Genomic DNA, 19,253 nt, shown 5'->3' with positions numbered 1-19,253 from the left:
ACGATTACAGGACATCTTAAATATGAACATGAAAAAACTGGCTACCCTGGTTTCTGCTGTTGCGCTGAGCGCCACCGTGAGCGCTAATGCGATGGCGAAAGATACCATTGCGCTGGTGGTCTCCACCCTCAACAACCCGTTCTTTGTTTCTCTGAAGGATGGGGCGCAAAAAGAGGCGGATAAGCTGGGTTACAACCTGGTGATTCTGGACTCGCAGAACAACCCGGCGAAAGAGCTGGCTAACGTTCAGGACTTAACGGTTCGTGGAACAAAAATTCTGCTGATCAACCCGACCGACTCTGATGCCGTTGGTAATGCTGTGAAGATGGCTAACCAGGCAAAAATTCCGGTTATTACCCTTGACCGTGTTGCCTCCAAAGGCGAAGTGGTAAGCCACATTGCGTCTGATAACGTACTGGGCGGAAAAATCGCGGGTGATTACATCGCGAAGAAAGCCGGTGAAGGCGCGAAAGTTATCGAACTGCAGGGGATTGCCGGAACTTCAGCGGCGCGTGAGCGTGGCGAAGGTTTCCAGCAGGCTGTTGCGGCACACAAATTTAACGTACTGGCCAGCCAGCCGGCAGACTTCGACCGCACTAAAGGTTTGAACGTCATGCAGAACCTGCTGACCGCGCATCCTGATGTGCAGGCCGTATTTGCCCAGAACGATGAAATGGCGCTGGGTGCGCTGCGCGCACTGCAAACCGCAGGTAAATCTGATGTGATGGTGGTTGGATTTGACGGCACTCCAGATGGCGAAAAAGCAGTAAATGATGGCAAACTGGCTGCGACTATTGCTCAGTTGCCGGATCAGATCGGCGCGAAAGGCGTTGAGACTGCGGATAAAGTCCTGAAAGGCGAGAAGGTTCAGGCTAAATATCCGGTTGACCTGAAGCTGGTCATCAAGCAGTAATACCGATTCAGGTCGCTCGCGGCCTGATGGAGACATAAATACGCCATCCCCGTATCTGGTTTTGGGGATGAAAGCGTAAAAAGAAAAGCAGGGCACGCGCCACCCTAACCCGGTGGCGCACTTTGACTTGGAACACCAAATATGAAAACCGCAGGCAACCTCATTGTTCTTGGCAGTATCAATGCCGATCACATCCTTAACCTTAACTCTTTCCCGACACCTGGTGAAACCGTAACCGGTAGCCATTATCAGGTCGCATTTGGCGGTAAAGGCGCGAATCAGGCTGTTGCTGCGGGTCGTAGTGGCGCGAATATCGCATTCATTGCCTGTACGGGCGATGATGATATTGGCGAAAGTGTGCGTAAACAGTTAGCCAAAGACAACATCGATATTGCGCCGATTAGCGTAATTTCGGGGGAATCGACCGGTGTGGCGTTGATTTTTGTGAATGGTGAAGGTGAGAACGTTATCGGCATTCATGCTGGAGCGAACGCAGCTCTTTCGCCAGCGCTGGTGGAAGCGCAGCATGAGCGTATTGCTCAGGCGTCCGCCTTACTTATGCAGTTAGAATCGCCGATCGAAAGCGTACTGACTGCAGCAAAGATTGCACATCAAAATAAGACCATGGTCGCCCTGAACCCGGCACCGGCACGTGAACTTTCTGATGAACTGCTGGCGCTGGTGGATATTATTACCCCGAATGAAACCGAGGCTGAAAAGCTGACGGGGATCCGGGTCGAAAATGATGAAGACGCGGCCAAAGCGGCGCAGGCATTGCACGCTAAAGGTATCCATACTGTACTGATTACTTTAGGTAGTCGCGGTGTGTGGGCCAGCGTTAATGGCGAAGGTCAGCGTGTGCCCGGTTTTAAAGTGGAAGCCGTTGATACTATTGCCGCTGGAGACACCTTTAATGGCGCGTTAATTACAGCGTTGCTGGAAGAGACTCCGCTGCCTGAAGCGATCCGTTTTGCGCATGCCGCAGCGGCGATAGCGGTTACCCGTAAAGGCGCACAGCCTTCCGTTCCGTGGCGCGAAGAAATAGAAGCGTTTTTAAGTCAACAGAGGTAACGCTTGGCTACAATGAAGGACGTCGCCCGCCTGGCGGGTGTTTCCACGTCGACGGTTTCTCACGTCATTAATAAAGATCGCTTTGTCAGTGAGTCCGTCACTGACAAAGTAGAAGCTGCAATTAAAGCGCTGAACTACGCGCCCTCAGCGCTGGCGCGTAGCCTCAAGTTAAACCAGACCCGCACGATTGGCATGTTAATCACTGCCAGTACCAATCCCTTCTATTCTGAACTAGTGCGCGGCGTTGAACGTAGCTGTTTTGAGCGCGGCTACAGTCTGGTGCTGTGCAATACCGAAGGCGATGAACAGCGCATGAACCGTAATCTGGAAACTCTGATGCAAAAACGTGTGGACGGCTTGTTGCTGCTCTGCACCGAAACACATCAGCCTTCCAGAGAGATAATGCAGCGTTATCCTTCTATACCGACCGTGATGATGGACTGGTCGCCCTTTGATGGTGAAAGCGATCTGATTCAGGATAACTCCTTGCTGGGCGGGGATTTAGCCACGCAACATCTTATCGAAAAAGGTTTTACGCGCATTGCCTGCATCACCGGGCCGCTGGATAAAACCCCGGCGCGTTTGCGTCTGGAAGGATATCGGGCGGCAATGAAGCGGGCGGGCTTGCCTGTTCCGGAAGGCTACGAGATTACCGGTGACTTTGAGTTCGGCGGCGGCTTTGAAGCTATGCAAACGTTGCTGTCGCATAAACAGCGACCGCAGGCCGTTTTTACCGGCAATGATGCAATGGCAGTCGGCGCGTATCAGGCTCTGTACCAGTCAGGATTGCGCATTCCGCAGGATATGGCTGTGGTGGGTTACGATGATATCGAGCTGGCGCGCTATATGACGCCGCCCCTGACGACCATCCACCAACCAAAAGATGAATTGGGCGAACTGGCCATCGATGTATTAATTCACCGGATGGCGCAGCCCGCATTACAGCAACAGCGTTTACAGCTTACCCCTGTTTTGATGGAGCGGGGGTCGGTTTAGGTTTGTGCCGATCTTTGATCAGGTTACGTCCATCTTTGGCTTTTAGCAGCATAAACATCAGCGCGGATATTACCGTGATAGCGCCCATCGTTATAAAGGTGTAGTGGAACTGCTCAACCGTATTGGTTCCTTCCATACCTTCATAGATACGTAGAACGGCGGCGCTGATGGCAACCCCTAAACTGATTGATAACTGCTGAGTCACAGCCAATACACTGTTGCCGCTGCTGGCGTTTTCATCGGTCAGATCCGCCAGAGTGATGGTATTCATTGAAGTAAACTGGGTGGACATCGCCATACCTAAAATGAACAACGGCAGGATTAGCATCCAGACCGGCATGGCAGGAGATTGCAAAGCGAACTGCGCAATCATCAGGCCGATAAATACCGTAACACCCACCAATGTGGTCCTGTAGCCGAGTTTGCGCAGAACCTGCGTCACCATGGATTTTGCCAGAATTGAACCTAACGCTGTTGGCGCCATCATGCAGCCGGCTATCAGAGCCGGATATCCAAATCCTACCTGCAACATCAGCGGCATTAAGAAGGGCACGCAGCCTGTGCCCAGGCGAGTGGCGAGGTTTCCGGCGATCCCAACAGAAAAGGTCCGAGTCTTAAATATCGGAAGCGATATCAGCGGCGTTGGGTGGCGACGCGCATGGCGAATATAGGAGAGTAGTAACCACACACTGGCAAGAATAATACCGAGTGCGACCCAGGTCTCGACAAGCTTCTCACCGAACAATTCAACGCCGCTGGAAAACAACACCAGGCTCAAACCAAACAGAAAGAAACCGGTCATATCAAAACTGCGGCGTGGCGTGGTGAAGTTCGGCATATATTTGCGGGCATAGAAGATACCGGCAATGCCAATTGGAATATTAATCAGGAAGATCCAGTGCCAACTGGCCCATGTAACCAGTACACCGCCCAATACCGGACCTAAAATCGGCCCCACAAGTCCTGGCATGGTGACGAAGTTAAGCACGGGAAGCAGTTCGCTGCGGGGGTAAGCACGCAATAACGCCAGACGGGCAACGGGCATCATCATGGCGCCACCGATTCCCTGAATGACACGGAAAATCACCAGTTCGCTTAGGGAACTGGACAGCGCACAGGCCAGCGATCCCAATGTAAACAGGCTAACGGCAATCATAAAGACGCGTCGGGTACCAAATCGGTCTGCCAGCCAACCACTTACCGGGATCAGCATCGCGACAGTCAGGGTATAGCTGATAATAGCCGACTGCATGGCGAGTGGAGAGCGGTTAAGACTATGTGCTATTGCGGGTAGGGCGGTATTGAGGATCGTGGCGTCTAATGCCTGCATAAAAAAGGCCATGGCTGCTATCCACGGTAGCCCGGCCATACTGCGTGATTTCTTTTCTGACATATTATTTATCCGGTAGCACGTTCGGTGCTATCAGCAATGCCTGACAGGCAGCAAAGGCGCGATCGCCATCGTTATCATCTATTGCGTCGACAATGGCCTGGTGCAAATCCAGTTTCACCACATCGTTATAGGTAATAGAGGTAAAGTAGGTCTGGTAAACCGAATGGAACAGAGATGCAAAGGAAATAAGGAACGGATTCGCACTCATTTCATAGATGTGCTCATGCCAGGCGATATCAACCTCAATCCAGCGTTCGCGTCTGAAGTTTCTTTTCAGCTCGACCATCTCTTCCATCAGCGTGTTGAGGTGCGCTTTCTGTTCAGCCGTACCTATGGTCGCTGCCAGTAAGCACGCCTGAGGCTCCAGGCTGATACGCATCACCAGAAAATGTTTAATGACCTGTGGGAAATTATCTTCTGTCATCCACCAGGTGAGCAGCTCCTGGTCAAGGAAGTTCCAGTTTGCTTGCGGCATGACGCGTGTACCAATACGTGGGCGCGGTAATACCATACCTTTTGCCGTTAATGTTTTTACTGCTTCTCTTACCGCGGTGCGACTCACGCCAAACTGATCGCCCAGCTCTATTTCGCCAGGCAATATCGCACCCGGCGCGTATTCACCTTTTAATATTCGCTGAGCCAGCTTTTCGGCCAGAACGTAGGACAAGTTTTTCTGTGCGGCTAGCTGTTGGGCATTTAACGGCATGAATGTTCTTCCTTACTCTTTTTCTTATTCATTAGTATGCCACCTGGAAGTGTGATTGCGGCTGCAAAAACGGCAATTTGCTTATTTTATGGCATGTTAATGGTTGTTTTGGTGAAAAAATACGCACTCGGAAAGTTATTTTAAATTTCCCCTTGTCAGTCTGAAATAACTCCCTATAATGCGCCTCCACTGACACGGAACAACGGATTACAAGCCGCCGGGTCAGCGGGGTTCCACTGAGAATTCCGACGAAGAAAGCGAAATTAAATGCTTGACTTCGTAGCGGGATGGCGTAATATGCACACCCCGCGCCGCTGAGAAAAAGCGAAGCGGCACTGCTCTTTAACAATTTATCAGACAATCTGTGTGGGCACTCGAAGATACGGATTCTTAACGTCGCAAGACGAAAAATGAATACCAAGTCTCAACGAGTGAACACGTAATTCATTACGAAGTTTAATTCATTGAGCATCAAACTTTTAAATTGAAGAGTTTGATCATGGCTCAGATTGAACGCTGGCGGCAGGCCTAACACATGCAAGTCGAACGGTAGCACAGAGGAGCTTGCTCCTTGGGTGACGAGTGGCGGACGGGTGAGTAATGTCTGGGAAACTGCCCGATGGAGGGGGATAACTACTGGAAACGGTAGCTAATACCGCATAACGTCGCAAGACCAAAGAGGGGGACCTTCGGGCCTCTTGCCATCGGATGTGCCCAGATGGGATTAGCTAGTAGGTGGGGTAACGGCTCACCTAGGCGACGATCCCTAGCTGGTCTGAGAGGATGACCAGCCACACTGGAACTGAGACACGGTCCAGACTCCTACGGGAGGCAGCAGTGGGGAATATTGCACAATGGGCGCAAGCCTGATGCAGCCATGCCGCGTGTATGAAGAAGGCCTTCGGGTTGTAAAGTACTTTCAGCGAGGAGGAAGGTGTTGTGGTTAATAACCGCAGCAATTGACGTTACTCGCAGAAGAAGCACCGGCTAACTCCGTGCCAGCAGCCGCGGTAATACGGAGGGTGCAAGCGTTAATCGGAATTACTGGGCGTAAAGCGCACGCAGGCGGTCTGTCAAGTCGGATGTGAAATCCCCGGGCTCAACCTGGGAACTGCATCCGAAACTGGCAGGCTAGAGTCTTGTAGAGGGGGGTAGAATTCCAGGTGTAGCGGTGAAATGCGTAGAGATCTGGAGGAATACCGGTGGCGAAGGCGGCCCCCTGGACAAAGACTGACGCTCAGGTGCGAAAGCGTGGGGAGCAAACAGGATTAGATACCCTGGTAGTCCACGCCGTAAACGATGTCGACTTGGAGGTTGTGCCCTTGAGGCGTGGCTTCCGGAGCTAACGCGTTAAGTCGACCGCCTGGGGAGTACGGCCGCAAGGTTAAAACTCAAATGAATTGACGGGGGCCCGCACAAGCGGTGGAGCATGTGGTTTAATTCGATGCAACGCGAAGAACCTTACCTACTCTTGACATCCAGAGAACTTAGCAGAGATGCTTTGGTGCCTTCGGGAACTCTGAGACAGGTGCTGCATGGCTGTCGTCAGCTCGTGTTGTGAAATGTTGGGTTAAGTCCCGCAACGAGCGCAACCCTTATCCTTTGTTGCCAGCGGTTCGGCCGGGAACTCAAAGGAGACTGCCAGTGATAAACTGGAGGAAGGTGGGGATGACGTCAAGTCATCATGGCCCTTACGAGTAGGGCTACACACGTGCTACAATGGCATATACAAAGAGAAGCGACCTCGCGAGAGCAAGCGGACCTCATAAAGTATGTCGTAGTCCGGATTGGAGTCTGCAACTCGACTCCATGAAGTCGGAATCGCTAGTAATCGTGGATCAGAATGCCACGGTGAATACGTTCCCGGGCCTTGTACACACCGCCCGTCACACCATGGGAGTGGGTTGCAAAAGAAGTAGGTAGCTTAACCTTCGGGAGGGCGCTTACCACTTTGTGATTCATGACTGGGGTGAAGTCGTAACAAGGTAACCGTAGGGGAACCTGCGGTTGGATCACCTCCTTACCTTAAAGAAACGTTCTTTGTAGTGCTCACACAGATTGTCTGATGAAAAGTAAATAGCAAGGCGTCTTGCGATTGAGACTTCAGTGTCCCCTTCGTCTAGAGGCCCAGGACACCGCCCTTTCACGGCGGTAACAGGGGTTCGAATCCCCTAGGGGACGCCACTTGCTGGTATGTGTGAGTGAAAGTCGCCGACCGAAGTATCTCAAAACTGACTTCCGAGTCACGTTTGAGATATTTGCTCTTTAAAAATCTGGATCAAGCTGAAAATTGAAACGACACACTGTTTCATTTCTCCGTAATAAGAAATGAAAAGCGGTGTGTTCGAGTCTCTCAAATTTTTGCAAACCGATGATGAATCGAAAGAAACATCTTCGGGTTGTGAGGTTAAGCGACTAAGCGTACACGGTGGATGCCCTGGCAGTCAGAGGCGATGAAGGACGTGCTAATCTGCGATAAGCGTCGGTAAGGTGATATGAACCGTTATAACCGGCGATTTCCGAATGGGGAAACCCAGTGTGATTCGTCACACTATCATTACGTGAATACATAGCGTAATGAAGCGAACCGGGGGAACTGAAACATCTAAGTACCCCGAGGAAAAGAAATCAACCGAGATTCCCCCAGTAGCGGCGAGCGAACGGGGAGCAGCCCAGAGTCTGAATCAGCATGTGTGTTAGTGGAAGCGTCTGGAAAGTCGCACGATACAGGGTGAAAGTCCCGTACACAAAAGTGCATGTGTTGTGAACTCGAAGAGTAGGGCGGGACACGTGGTATCCTGTCTGAATATGGGGGGACCATCCTCCAAGGCTAAATACTCCTGACTGACCGATAGTGAACCAGTACCGTGAGGGAAAGGCGAAAAGAACCCCGGCGAGGGGAGTGAAAAAGAACCTGAAACCGTGTACGTACAAGCAGTGGGAGCACCCTTTGGGGTGTGACTGCGTACCTTTTGTATAATGGGTCAGCGACTTATATTCTGTAGCAAGGTTAACCGAATAGGGGAGCCGAAGGGAAACCGAGTCTTAACTGGGCGTTAAGTTGCAGGGTATAGACCCGAAACCCGGTGATCTAGCCATGGGCAGGTTGAAGGTTGGGTAACACTAACTGGAGGACCGAACCGACTAATGTTGAAAAATTAGCGGATGACTTGTGGCTGGGGGTGAAAGGCCAATCAAACCGGGAGATAGCTGGTTCTCCCCGAAAGCTATTTAGGTAGCGCCTCGTGAATTCATCTTCGGGGGTAGAGCACTGTTTCGGCTAGGGGGTCATCCCGACTTACCAACCCGATGCAAACTGCGAATACCGAAGAATGTTATCACGGGAGACACACGGCGGGTGCTAACGTCCGTCGTGAAGAGGGAAACAACCCAGACCGCCAGCTAAGGTCCCAAAGTCATGGTTAAGTGGGAAACGATGTGGGAAGGCACAGACAGCCAGGATGTTGGCTTAGAAGCAGCCATCATTTAAAGAAAGCGTAATAGCTCACTGGTCGAGTCGGCCTGCGCGGAAGATGTAACGGGGCTAAACCATGCACCGAAGCTGCGGCAGCGACACTATGTGTTGTTGGGTAGGGGAGCGTTCTGTAAGCCGTTGAAGGTGTACTGTGAGGTATGCTGGAGGTATCAGAAGTGCGAATGCTGACATAAGTAACGATAATGCGGGTGAAAAACCCGCACGCCGGAAGACCAAGGGTTCCTGTCCAACGTTAATCGGGGCAGGGTGAGTCGACCCCTAAGGCGAGGCCGAAAGGCGTAGTCGATGGGAAACAGGTTAATATTCCTGTACTTGGTGTTACTGCGAAGGGGGGACGGAGAAGGCTATGTTAGCCGGGCGACGGTTGTCCCGGTTTAAGCATGTAGGCGGGAAGTTTAGGTAAATCCGGACTTCTTTTAACGCTGAGGTGTGATGACGAGGCACTACGGTGCTGAAGTAACAAATGCCCTGCTTCCAGGAAAAGCCTCTAAGCATCAGGTAACACGAAATCGTACCCCAAACCGACACAGGTGGTCAGGTAGAGAATACCAAGGCGCTTGAGAGAACTCGGGTGAAGGAACTAGGCAAAATGGTGCCGTAACTTCGGGAGAAGGCACGCTGATATGTAGGTGAAGTGGTTTACCCATGGAGCTGAAATCAGTCGAAGATACCAGCTGGCTGCAACTGTTTATTAAAAACACAGCACTGTGCAAACACGAAAGTGGACGTATACGGTGTGACGCCTGCCCGGTGCCGGAAGGTTAATTGATGGGGTTATCCGTAAGGAGAAGCTCTTGATCGAAGCCCCGGTAAACGGCGGCCGTAACTATAACGGTCCTAAGGTAGCGAAATTCCTTGTCGGGTAAGTTCCGACCTGCACGAATGGCGTAATGATGGCCAGGCTGTCTCCACCCGAGACTCAGTGAAATTGAACTCGCTGTGAAGATGCAGTGTACCCGCGGCAAGACGGAAAGACCCCGTGAACCTTTACTATAGCTTGACACTGAACACTGGTCCTTGATGTGTAGGATAGGTGGGAGGCTTTGAAGTGTGGACGCCAGTCTGCATGGAGCCATCCTTGAAATACCACCCTTTAATGGCTGGTGTTCTAACGTAGACCCGTGATCCGGGTTGCGGACAGTGTCTGGTGGGTAGTTTGACTGGGGCGGTCTCCTCCTAAAGAGTAACGGAGGAGCACGAAGGTTAGCTAATCCTGGTCGGACATCAGGAGGTTAGTGCAAAGGCATAAGCTAGCTTGACTGCGAGAGTGACGGCTCGAGCAGGTGCGAAAGCAGGTCTTAGTGATCCGGTGGTTCTGAATGGAAGGGCCATCGCTCAACGGATAAAAGGTACTCCGGGGATAACAGGCTGATACCGCCCAAGAGTTCATATCGACGGCGGTGTTTGGCACCTCGATGTCGGCTCATCACATCCTGGGGCTGAAGTAGGTCCCAAGGGTATGGCTGTTCGCCATTTAAAGTGGTACGCGAGCTGGGTTTAGAACGTCGTGAGACAGTTCGGTCCCTATCTGCCGTGGGCGCTGGAGAATTGAGGGGGGCTGCTCCTAGTACGAGAGGACCGGAGTGGACGCATCACTGGTGTTCGGGTTGTCATGCCAATGGCATTGCCCGGTAGCTAAATGCGGAAGAGATAAGTGCTGAAAGCATCTAAGCACGAAACTTGCCCCGAGATGAGTTCTCCCTGACTCCTTGAGAGTCCTGAAGGAACGTTAAAGACGATGACGTTGATAGGTCGGGTGTGTAAGTGTAGCGATACATTGAGCTAACCGATACTAATGAACCGTGAGGCTTAACCTTACAACGCCGAAGGTGTTTTGGCGAAAGACAGAGACAATATTCAGCCTGATTACAGATAACATCGACATGCAAAAGCGTGTTGATAAACAGAATTTGCCTGGCGGCTGTAGCGCGGTGGTCCCACCTGACCCCATGCCGAACTCAGAAGTGAAACGCCGTAGCGCCGATGGTAGTGTGGGGTCTCCCCATGCGAGAGTAGGGAACTGCCAGGCATCAAATTGCAGTAAACCGGGATGAAGAATCCGGGTGGTGACAAAGAAATTCGGTGGAGCGGTAGTTCAGTTGGTTAGAATACCTGCCTGTCACGCAGGGGGTCGCGGGTTCGAGTCCCGTCCGTTCCGCCACTTATTAGAAAATTAAGCCTGCTACTAAGCAGGCTTAATGATAAGAAGATTTAGGGGCGTAGCTCAGTTGGTAGAGCACCGGTCTCCAAAACCGGGTGTCGCGAGTTCGAGTCTCTCCGCCCCTGCCAGAAACAATCCTTAGCATTATTGCTAAGGATTTTTTTTTACCTGTAATTTGAGTTTTTCCTTCTTTCTATTTTACTCCCGGCATCCTTGCCAGCGTTTTCCTTAATCTTCCAGAATATTCGTTCTCAGCAGATCGCAAATCAGTGCATGTTTATCGCTATTTTGCAGCCAAACTGCATATAACGGGCGTGAAAGCGTTGTACTGTCGGTAACCGTATGGAGATCGCTTTTACCTTTAGCCCAGCTGACCGGTAGCCAGCTAAAACCTTTGAGGACTGAAAGTTGCTGCCTGGCTAATTCTGCCGAACTGGTGGTAAGTACCGGCACTTCATCTCCCGCAATCAATCCAGCCTCGTGTTGCTGAAAGTCAGGTCCCCATTCCAGACGCAGATAATTCAGTTCATCTTTGGTTTGTGAAGGAGAACTGCAATAGAGCGCCAGCGTGAAATATCCCAACAGTTGGCTGCTAAATTCGTCCATTTTGGGCGTTTCGGTAGTAATCAATAGATCAAGCTGTCGTTCATGAAGCTGTTTTACTAACGACTGTCGCTGCGCGATCCTCGCTTCAAATTGTAGGCTGGATTGTGGCTCCTGGGATTGGTACAAACGCCCCAGCCAGCCATTAAGCATGCATTCCCAGAGGGATGCGCTGGCACCAATAGAAAACTCGTTATGCCGCGAGGTATTCGCAACCTCCTTACGTGCTGCTTGCCACGTATTCATCAGCGTTTCAGCGTAAGGTAATAATTTTTCACCTGCAGCGGTTAAACGGATATTGTTTCTGTGTCGGGTGAACAGGTTTACACCCAATTGATTTTCCAGTTGTCTGATCCGAAAACTAACCGCTGATTGGGTCAGATAGAGCGCTTCAGCAGCCCTGCCAAAGTGGCGTGTCCGGCTAACTTCCAGGAAAGTTTTTAACAATTCCGTATCCACAACTCGCTCCATAAAATTATTTGTCGTTATGATTTAAATCTTTTGTTTGACGCTCTGTCAAGCGTAACTAATACTCCGCGCCATAAATAGCTCGGCCAAAGAATTAGGAGCGTGCAGGATGGCGGAAAGCTTTACGACGACTAATCGATATTTCGATAATAAATATTATCCCCGCGGATTCTCCCGTCATGGTGATTTCACCATTAAAGAAGCACAACTGCTTGAGCGTCACGGTTATGCTTTCAACGAGCTGGATCTGGGCAAGCGTGAGCCGGTAACGGAAGAAGAAAAACTGTTTGTTGCGGTATGCCGTGGTGAGCGCGAACCGGTTACCGAAGCTGAACGTGTGTGGTCCAAATACATGACGCGCATTAAGCGTCCAAAACGCTTCCACACGCTGTCTGGCGGGAAACCTCAGGTGGAAGGTGCGGAAGACTACACCGAATCTGATGATTAATAAAAAAGGGCGAAAGCCCTTTTTTTATGCCAGTAGTTTCTGCAAATGAATGAGTAATCTGTCTATCGCCCGATACCCAACAGCCTCCTGTAAGTGCTGGCGAGAGATATGGTCAGATTGTTCTATATCCGCGATCGTTCGAGCGACCTTTATCAGGCGTAACCAGGCGCGGATGGATAATCCGAGATGCGCGAGCGTTTCTTCAAGCCACTGCGCATCGTCGCTACGCAATGGACAGTATTTATGGATATCCTGACTGTCCAGGTGCGCATTTAACTTATTCTGCCGCCGATACTGACGCTCTCGTGCTGCCATAACGCGTTGCTTCACCGTTGCGCTATCTTCCCCTTTTACCTGGCTCTGGCTGAGTATGCCGGGCGGCGGTAAGGGGATTTCGAGGGAGAGATCGAAGCGGTCAAGAAATGGACCTGATAATCGATTGAGGTAGCGTAGCGTCTGCTCTGGGGTACAGCGGTTATGGTTCCCCTGATAATGTCCTGTTGGGCTGGGATTCATGGCAGCAATAAGCTGAAAACGCGCGGGGTAAGTTATTTTTGCCCGAGTGCGGGATAAATGAATCTGCCCGGACTCAATGGGCTCTCGCAGTGCATCCAGCGTGCGCCGCTCAAACTCGGGAAGTTCATCCAGAAACAGTATGCCGTTATGCGCCAGAGATATCTCGCCTGGCGCAGGAATAGAGCCTCCACCGACCATGGCGGTTAATGAAGCACTGTGATGCGGCGAACGAAAAGGGCGTTGTTTCCACTGTTTTTGTAGCGTGTCGGAATTGACCAGACTTAGAATCGCGGCGCTTTCCAGTGCCTCATCATTGCTCAGTGGCGGAAGCAATCCTCTCAGGCGACTGGCCAGCATGGTCTTACCCGTTCCCGGCGGCCCGATGAGTAAGAGGTTATGACCGCCAGCTGCGGTAAGTTCCAGTCCGCGTTTACCTTGTTCCTGGCCGATAACATCGCTCAGATCATCTGCTAATGCGCAGGGGGTAAAATCTGCCGATGATGGTCTGTCTAAATCATGCTTACCTTCGAGAAATGCGCATACAGCCTGTAGATGATCGGCAATAAGGCACCCTTCACCGTGTATCAGTCCCACTTCAGCTGCATTCTCTTTTGCGACAATAATTCTCCTGCCTGCGCGAATAGCTTCAGTTGCACTTGATATCGCACCGGGAACGCCGCGTAACGCGCCTGTAAGCGCTAATTCGCCTACCAGCTCATATGTATCGAGGTTATGGGTTGTAAGCTGCTCAGACGCTGCCAGAAGCGCAACTGCGATAGGTAAATCATATCGTCCCCCTTCTTTCGGGAGATCGGCCGGAGCGAGGTTTATGGTTATCTTCTTCGCCGGGAATTCATAACCGCTATTAATAATCGCACTGCGAACCCGATCGCGGGCTTCTTTTACCGTTGTTTCGGGTAATCCCACCATGGTTAAACCAGGCAAACCATTACTGATATGTACCTCGATAGTAATAGCTGGCGCATTCACGCCCAGCGCAGCGCGTGTGTGAACAATCGATAGTGACATAAGCCCTCCTGATGAAAGCATTATGTCGCAATACATCGCGGCAAGATTTCACATAATTACGGTTTTTAGAGGCTTATTCCCGTGTTTTTATGTAGCTCAATACTGCTTGCATAAAGCCTGGAATAGCGCTCGCAAACGCTTTTGAATAACGTTTTTAGTAGGGAACGGGTTGCCGAGAATCACCTGAAAAGTGAAATATTTTCACTTTTGATTTTTTGTATAAAAAACAATGATATTTATCTAAACCGTTAACGGCGTCAGAAAAACGAATAAAAAAATATCTTGTGTCATTTGCAAATTCTATGGTAACTCTTTAGGTATTCCTTCGAACAAGATGCAAGAAAATACAAAAATGACAGCCCTTCTACGAGTGATTAGCCTGGTCGTGATTAGCGTGGTGGTGATTATTATCCCACCGTGCGGGGCTGCACTTGGACGAGGAAAGGCTTAGAAAACAAGCCTTAACGAACTAAGACCCCCGCACCGAAAGGTCCGGGGGTTTTTTTGACCTTAAAAACATACATGAGGAGCAGAAAGTGAACGGTAGCATAAAATTCTGTTTCTCAAGATTTACGGCGGGGATGTAACTATGAATGGGGCACAGTGGGTGGTACATGCGTTGCGTGCACAAGGGGTTCAAACCGTCTTTGGTTATCCTGGTGGCGCAATTATGCCGGTTTACGATGCGTTGTATGACGGCGGCGTAGAACACCTGTTGTGCCGACACGAGCAGGGTGCGGCAATGGCGGCAATTGGCTATGCCCGTGCGACCGGTAAAACCGGTGTGTGTATCGCCACTTCAGGTCCTGGCGCTACCAACCTGATCACCGGACTCGCCGATGCGCTGTTAGATTCTGTTCCTGTGGTGGCGATCACCGGTCAGGTGGCCTCACCTTTCATCGGAACGGATGCGTTCCAGGAAGTGGACGTTCTCGGTATGTCTTTGTCCTGCACCAAACACAGTTTCCTGGTGCAGTCACTGGAAGAGCTGCCGCGCATTATGGCAGAGGCTTTCGCTGTGGCGAACTCCGGTCGTCCGGGTCCGGTTCTGGTTGATATCCCGAAAGACATCCAGCTGGCCAGCGGTACGCTGGAGCCGTATTTTACGACCGTCGAAAATGTAGAGGTTTTCCCGCACGCTGATGTTGAGCAGGCGCGTAAAATGCTGGCGCAGGCGCAAAAACCGATCCTGTACGTCGGTGGCGGTGTTGGTATGGCGCAGGCGGTCCCGGCCCTGCGTGAATTTATCGCGGTAACCCAAATGCCGGTCGCCTGCACGTTGAAGGGGCTGGGCGCAGTAGAAGCTGACTACCCATACTATTTGGGTATGTTGGGAATGCATGGCGCTAAAGCGGCAAATTTTGCGGTGCAAGAATGTGATTTACTGATTGCAGTGGGCGCGCGTTTTGATGACCGGGTGACCGGCAAGCTGAATACCTTCGCACCGAATGCCAGCGTGATCCACATGGATATCGACCCGGCGGAAATGAACAAGCTGCGCCAGGCGCACGTCGCCCTGCAGGGTGATTTAAATTCTCTGCTGCCGGCATTGCAGCAATCTCTGAAGATTGACGCATGGCGTCAGCATAGCGCTGAACTGCGCACAGAGCATATCTGGCGCTATGATCATCCCGGTGAGGCTATCTACGCGCCACTGTTGTTGAAGCAGTTGTCCGATCGCAAACCCGCGGACAGCGTAGTGACAACGGATGTTGGTCAGCATCAGATGTGGTCGGCGCAGCATATGACCTACACCCGCCCGGAAAATTTCATCACCTCGAGCGGCCTGGGTACGATGGGCTTTGGCCTGCCAGCAGCGGTTGGCGCGCAGGTTGCTCGCCCGAACGATACGGTAATCTGTATCTCCGGTGACGGTTCCTTCATGATGAATGTACAGGAACTGGGCACCGTAAAACGCAAGCAGTTGCCGCTGAAAATAGTCTTACTCGACAACCAGCGGTTAGGCATGGTGCGACAATGGCAGCAGCTGTTTTTCCAGGAACGTTATAGCGAAACCACCCTTACCGATAACCCCGATTTCCTCATGTTGGCCAGCGCCTTCGGCATACCAGGTCAACACATCACCCGTAAAGACCAGGTTGAAGCGGCACTCGACACCATGCTGAACAGCGAGGGGCCATACCTGCTTCATGTCTCAATCGACGAACTTGAGAATGTCTGGCCTCTGGTACCGCCAGGTGCCAGTAACTCAGAAATGCTGGAGAAATTATCATGATGCAACATCAGGTCGCCGTTGAGGCTCGTTTCAATCCGGAAACGTTAGAACGTGTTTTACGCGTGGTACGCCATCGTGGTTTTCAGGTGTGCTCCATGAATATGGAAGCCGCCAGCGATGCGCAAAATATAAATATCGAATTGACCGTTGCCAGCCCCCGGTCGGTCGACTTACTGTTTAGTCAGTTAAGTAAACTGGTAGACGTTGCACATGTTGCTATCTGCCAGAGCACAACCACATCACAACAAATCCGCGCCTGAGCGCAAAAGGAAGAAAAATGACGACGAAAAAAGCTGATTACATTTGGTCTAATGGCGAGATGATTCGTTGGGAAGACGCGAAGGTTCACGTGATGTCCCACGCGCTGCACTACGGTACTTCAGTATTCGAAGGCATCCGTTGCTACGATTCTCACAAAGGGCCGGTGGTGTTCCGTCATCGCGAACATATGCAGCGTCTGCGTGATTCAGCCAAGATCTATCGTTTTCCGGTTTCTCAGAGCGTTGATGAGCTGATGGAAGCTTGCCGCGAGGTGATTCGTAAAAACAATCTGACCAGCGCCTATATTCGTCCGCTGGTGTTTGTTGGCGACGTGGGGATGGGCGTTAACCCGCCAGCGGGATACACCACTGACGTGATCATCGCCGCGTTCCCGTGGGGTGCTTACCTTGGTGCAGAAGCGCTGGAGCAGGGGATCGACGCGATGGTTTCTTCCTGGAACCGCGTTGCGCCGAACACCATCCCTACTGCTGCTAAAGCGGGCGGTAACTATCTGTCTTCGCTGCTGGTGGGTAGCGAAGCGCGTCGTCATGGCTATCAGGAAGGCATTGCGCTGGATGTGAATGGTTACATCTCCGAAGGTGCGGGCGAAAACCTGTTTGAAGTAAAAGACGGCATTCTGTTTACCCCGCCGTTTACCTCTTCTGCACTGCCGGGTATTACCCGTGACGCGATCATTAAGCTGGCGAAAGATCTCGATATCGAAGTACGTGAGCAGGTGTTGTCCCGTGAATCACTGTACCTGGCTGACGAAGTGTTCATGTCCGGTACCGCGGCCGAAATCACCCCAGTACGCAGTGTCGATGGTATCCAGGTGGGCGAAGGCCGCTGCGGTCCGGTCACCAAACGCATCCAGCAGGCCTTCTTTGGCCTCTTCACCGGTGAAACGGAAGATAAATACGGCTGGTTGGATTCAGTAAACCAATAACAAAATTAATATTTCCCCAAAATAATTCACGTTGCAGGAAGACGGCAACGCAGCAAGTCCCAGGAGCTTACTGTAGTAAGTGACTGGGGTGAGCGAGGCGGCCAACGCACCTGCGGCGTGAAGTATGCAGGGGAAAGACAGACGGGAGTTAATCAAGCATGCCTAAGTATCGTTCTGCTACCACCACCCACGGCCGCAATATGGCGGGTGCCCGCGCATTGTGGCGCGCTACCGGGATGACCGATGATGACTTCGGCAAACCGATTATCGCTGTGGTGAACTCCTTTACCCAGTTTGTGCCGGGTCACGTCCACCTGCGCGATCTCGGTAAGCTGGTTGCCGAACAAATCGAAGCCTCAGGCGGCGTGGCGAAAGAGTTCAACACCATTGCTGTGGATGATGGTATCGCCATGGGCCATGGCGGCATGCTGTATTCACTGCCGTCGCGTGAGCTGATCGCTGACTCCGTTGAGTACATGGTTAACGCCCACTGCGCTGATGCGATGGTCTGCATCTCCAACTGCGACAAAATCACCCCCGGGATGTTAATGGCCTCTTTGCGCCTGAATATTCCGGTGATCTTTGTTTCCGGCGGTCCGATGGAAGCCGGGAAAACCAAGCTCTCTGACCAAATCATCAAGCTCGACCTGGTTGATGCGATGATTCAGGGGGCTGACCCGAAAGTTTCCGACTCACAAAGCGAGCAGGTTGAACGTTCCGCTTGCCCAACCTGCGGCTCCTGTTCCGGGATGTTCACCGCTAACTCGATGAACTGCCTGACCGAAGCGCTGGGATTGTCACAGCCGGGTAACGGTTCACTGCTGGCAACTCACGCCGACCGTAAAGAACTGTTCCTTAACGCAGGTAAACGCATCGTCGAGCTGACCAAACGCTATTACGAGCAGGATGATGCCTCCGCCCTGCCGCGCAACATTGCCAGCAAAGCGGCGTTTGAGAACGCCATGACGCTGGATATCGCCATGGGCGGCTCCACCAATACCGTTCTGCACCTGTTGGCGGCCGCGCAAGAAGCGGAAATCGACTTCACCATGAGTGATATCGACAAGCTGTCCCGCAAAGTCCCGCAGCTGTGTAAAGTGGCGCCGAGCACGCAGAAATACCATATGGAAGACGTGCACCGCGCAGGCGGTGTGTTGGGTATTTTAGGCGAACTGGATCGTGCCGAACTGCTGAACCGCGACGTGAAAAACGTGCTGGGTCTGACTCTGCCGCAAACGCTTGATCGGTATGACGTGATGTTGACCAAAGACGACGCGGTGAAAAAAATGTTCCGTGCCGGCCCGGCCGGCATTCGTACTACCCAGGCATTCTCACAGGATTGCCGTTGGGATACGCTGGATGACGACCGCGCTGAAGGCTGCATTCGCTCGCTGGAGCACGCTTATAGCAAAGACGGCGGTCTGGCAGTTCTGTACGGTAACTTCGCGGAAAACGGCTGTATTGTAAAAACCGCAGGCGTGGATGACAGTATCCTGAAATTCACCGGCCCGGCAAAAGTGTATGAAAGCCAGGACGATGCGGTTGAAGCCATCCTCGGCGGTAAAGTGGTGGCTGGCGACGTGGTTGTCATTCGCTACGAAGGGCCGAAAGGCGGACCAGGCATGCAGGAAATGCTCTACCCAACCACCTTCCTGAAATCGATGGGCCTCGGTAAGGCTTGCGCGCTGATTACCGACGGTCGTTTCTCCGGCGGTACTTCGGGGCTTTCCATTGGTCACGTTTCTCCGGAAGCGGCCAGCGGCGGTAATATCGCGATTATCGAAGATGGTGACATGATTGCCATCGATATCCCGAATCGTGGCATTCAATTGCAACTGAGTGATGCGGAAATCGCTGCGCGCCGTGAAGCGCAGGAAGCTCGCGGTGACAAAGCCTGGACGCCAAAAGATCGTCAGCGTCAGGTCTCCTTTGCACTGCGCGCCTACGCCAGCCTGGCAACCAGCGCCGACAAAGGTGCGGTGCGCGATAAGTCGAAGCTCGGGGGATAAT

The 19,253-nt window shown here is 52.0% G+C and carries 13 protein-coding genes, 3 tRNA genes and 3 rRNA genes; 15 read left to right on the top strand and 4 right to left on the bottom strand.

Translation table 11 applies throughout. The features are described 5' to 3' along the window. The first annotated feature begins 22 nt into the window (after positions 1-22). The 3 genes from rbsB (at position 23) to rbsR (ending at position 2,980) form a co-directional block, all read left to right on the top strand. Entirely contained in the window at positions 23-913 is an 891-nt protein-coding gene (gene rbsB, locus IB222_RS23125) for a ribose ABC transporter substrate-binding protein RbsB (RefSeq protein WP_003023760.1), read from the top strand. Between the two features lie 141 nt (positions 914-1,054). Next, positions 1,055-1,984 carry a ribokinase gene (rbsK, locus tag IB222_RS23120; protein WP_149384348.1) on the top strand — a complete coding sequence of 310 codons (930 nt, stop codon included), beginning with the start codon at positions 1,055-1,057 and terminating at the stop codon, positions 1,982-1,984. A 3-nt stretch (positions 1,985-1,987) separates the two neighbouring features. Further along, entirely contained in the window at positions 1,988-2,980 is a 993-nt protein-coding gene (gene rbsR, locus IB222_RS23115; RefSeq protein ID WP_003023757.1) for a ribose operon transcriptional repressor RbsR, read from the top strand. Here rbsR and mdtD read toward each other — a convergent pair. Together mdtD and IB222_RS23105 are read right to left on the bottom strand one after the other, a co-directional pair. Then, positions 2,946-4,373, bottom strand: coding sequence for a multidrug transporter subunit MdtD (gene mdtD / locus IB222_RS23110; protein WP_149384347.1), 1,428 nt, complete (start codon positions 4,371-4,373; stop codon positions 2,946-2,948). The genes rbsR and mdtD overlap by 35 nt on opposite strands. Before the next feature lies 1 nt (position 4,374). After that, complete coding sequence (locus IB222_RS23105; protein ID WP_003023753.1) at positions 4,375-5,079, bottom strand: FadR/GntR family transcriptional regulator; 705 nt, start codon at positions 5,077-5,079, stop codon at positions 4,375-4,377. Positions 5,080-5,560: 481 nt separating this feature from the next. Here IB222_RS23105 and IB222_RS23100 point away from each other — a divergent pair. The 6 genes from IB222_RS23100 to IB222_RS23075 all read left to right on the top strand — a co-directional run bounded on the left by IB222_RS23100 (position 5,561) and on the right by IB222_RS23075 (position 10,864). Beyond that, positions 5,561-7,102 (top strand): 16S ribosomal RNA (locus tag IB222_RS23100). A gap of 85 nt (positions 7,103-7,187) precedes the next feature. Then, positions 7,188-7,263 (top strand) — tRNA-Glu (locus IB222_RS23095). 221 nt (positions 7,264-7,484) lie between these two features. After that, positions 7,485-10,392: ribosomal RNA gene (locus IB222_RS23090) — 23S ribosomal RNA — on the top strand. A gap of 96 nt (positions 10,393-10,488) precedes the next feature. Continuing rightward, positions 10,489-10,604 (top strand): 5S ribosomal RNA (rrf, locus tag IB222_RS23085). The 16S, 23S and 5S rRNA genes sit together here with 3 tRNA genes alongside, the layout of an rRNA operon. A gap of 55 nt (positions 10,605-10,659) precedes the next feature. Next, positions 10,660-10,736 (top strand) — tRNA-Asp (locus tag IB222_RS23080). A 52-nt stretch (positions 10,737-10,788) separates the two neighbouring features. Further along, positions 10,789-10,864: transfer RNA gene (locus tag IB222_RS23075), tRNA-Trp, on the top strand. A gap of 100 nt (positions 10,865-10,964) precedes the next feature. Here the strand turns inward: IB222_RS23075 and hdfR are convergent. Beyond that, positions 10,965-11,810, bottom strand: a complete 846-nt coding sequence (gene hdfR, locus IB222_RS23070) for an HTH-type transcriptional regulator HdfR (RefSeq protein WP_008787063.1) — start codon at positions 11,808-11,810, stop codon at positions 10,965-10,967. Between the two features lie 106 nt (positions 11,811-11,916). On the opposite strand from hdfR, the gene maoP reads away from it, so the two are divergent. After that, complete coding sequence (gene maoP, locus IB222_RS23065) at positions 11,917-12,255, top strand: macrodomain Ori organization protein MaoP (protein WP_003018025.1); 339 nt, start codon at positions 11,917-11,919, stop codon at positions 12,253-12,255. 24 nt (positions 12,256-12,279) lie between these two features. On the opposite strand, the gene IB222_RS23060 is transcribed toward maoP, so the two are convergent. After that, positions 12,280-13,800, bottom strand: a complete 1,521-nt coding sequence (locus IB222_RS23060) for a YifB family Mg chelatase-like AAA ATPase (protein ID WP_057067459.1) — start codon at positions 13,798-13,800, stop codon at positions 12,280-12,282. Positions 13,801-14,152: 352 nt separating this feature from the next. Between IB222_RS23060 and ilvL the strand changes: the two genes are divergently transcribed. The 5 genes from ilvL (at position 14,153) to ilvD (ending at position 19,252) form a co-directional block, all read left to right on the top strand. Next, the gene (ilvL, locus tag IB222_RS23055) at positions 14,153-14,251 is read left to right on the top strand and encodes an ilv operon leader peptide (protein ID WP_001311244.1); all 99 of its coding nucleotides are present in this window, start codon (positions 14,153-14,155) and stop codon (positions 14,249-14,251) included. Between the two features lie 138 nt (positions 14,252-14,389). Further along, positions 14,390-16,036 carry an acetolactate synthase 2 catalytic subunit gene (gene ilvG, locus IB222_RS23050; protein WP_148362638.1) on the top strand — a complete coding sequence of 549 codons (1,647 nt, stop codon included), beginning with the start codon at positions 14,390-14,392 and terminating at the stop codon, positions 16,034-16,036. After that, complete coding sequence (ilvM, locus tag IB222_RS23045; RefSeq protein WP_003018017.1) at positions 16,033-16,296, top strand: acetolactate synthase 2 small subunit; 264 nt, start codon at positions 16,033-16,035, stop codon at positions 16,294-16,296. The genes ilvG and ilvM overlap by 4 nt, the downstream gene beginning before the upstream one ends. A 17-nt stretch (positions 16,297-16,313) precedes the next feature. Next, entirely contained in the window at positions 16,314-17,243 is a 930-nt protein-coding gene (locus tag IB222_RS23040; RefSeq protein WP_003829030.1) for a branched-chain amino acid transaminase, read from the top strand. A 158-nt stretch (positions 17,244-17,401) separates the two neighbouring features. Further along, positions 17,402-19,252: a dihydroxy-acid dehydratase gene (ilvD, locus tag IB222_RS23035; RefSeq protein ID WP_103284534.1), complete on the top strand. Its 1,851-nt coding sequence runs from the start codon at positions 17,402-17,404 to the stop codon at positions 19,250-19,252. The last annotated feature ends 1 nt before the right edge of the window (position 19,253 follow it).

It is taken from the genome of Citrobacter sp. C13 (assembly GCF_014596815.2).
GTDB classification, from domain to species: Bacteria; Pseudomonadota; Gammaproteobacteria; order Enterobacterales; family Enterobacteriaceae; genus Citrobacter; species Citrobacter portucalensis.
Note: the sequence above shows the minus strand (reverse complement) of the source record. Positions and strands in the feature narration are given on the sequence as shown.

Excerpts from the sequence above, each read along its gene's own strand:
- rbsK (WP_149384348.1), top strand. The coding sequence starts at position 1,055 with ATGAAAACCGCAGGCAACCTCATTGTTCTTGGCAGTATCAATGCCGAT.
- mdtD (WP_149384347.1), bottom strand. The coding sequence starts at position 4,373 with ATGTCAGAAAAGAAATCACGCAGTATGGCCGGGCTACCGTGGATAGCA.
- ilvD (WP_103284534.1), top strand. The coding sequence starts at position 17,402 with ATGCCTAAGTATCGTTCTGCTACCACCACCCACGGCCGCAATATGGCG.
- ilvG (WP_148362638.1), top strand. The coding sequence starts at position 14,390 with ATGAATGGGGCACAGTGGGTGGTACATGCGTTGCGTGCACAAGGGGTT.
- maoP (WP_003018025.1), top strand. The coding sequence starts at position 11,917 with ATGGCGGAAAGCTTTACGACGACTAATCGATATTTCGATAATAAATAT.
- IB222_RS23105 (WP_003023753.1), bottom strand. The coding sequence starts at position 5,079 with ATGCCGTTAAATGCCCAACAGCTAGCCGCACAGAAAAACTTGTCCTAC.
- rbsB (WP_003023760.1), top strand. The coding sequence starts at position 23 with ATGAACATGAAAAAACTGGCTACCCTGGTTTCTGCTGTTGCGCTGAGC.
- IB222_RS23060 (WP_057067459.1), bottom strand. The coding sequence starts at position 13,800 with ATGTCACTATCGATTGTTCACACACGCGCTGCGCTGGGCGTGAATGCG.
- hdfR (WP_008787063.1), bottom strand. The coding sequence starts at position 11,810 with ATGGAGCGAGTTGTGGATACGGAATTGTTAAAAACTTTCCTGGAAGTT.
- ilvL (WP_001311244.1), top strand. The coding sequence starts at position 14,153 with ATGACAGCCCTTCTACGAGTGATTAGCCTGGTCGTGATTAGCGTGGTG.
- ilvM (WP_003018017.1), top strand. The coding sequence starts at position 16,033 with ATGATGCAACATCAGGTCGCCGTTGAGGCTCGTTTCAATCCGGAAACG.
- IB222_RS23040 (WP_003829030.1), top strand. The coding sequence starts at position 16,314 with ATGACGACGAAAAAAGCTGATTACATTTGGTCTAATGGCGAGATGATT.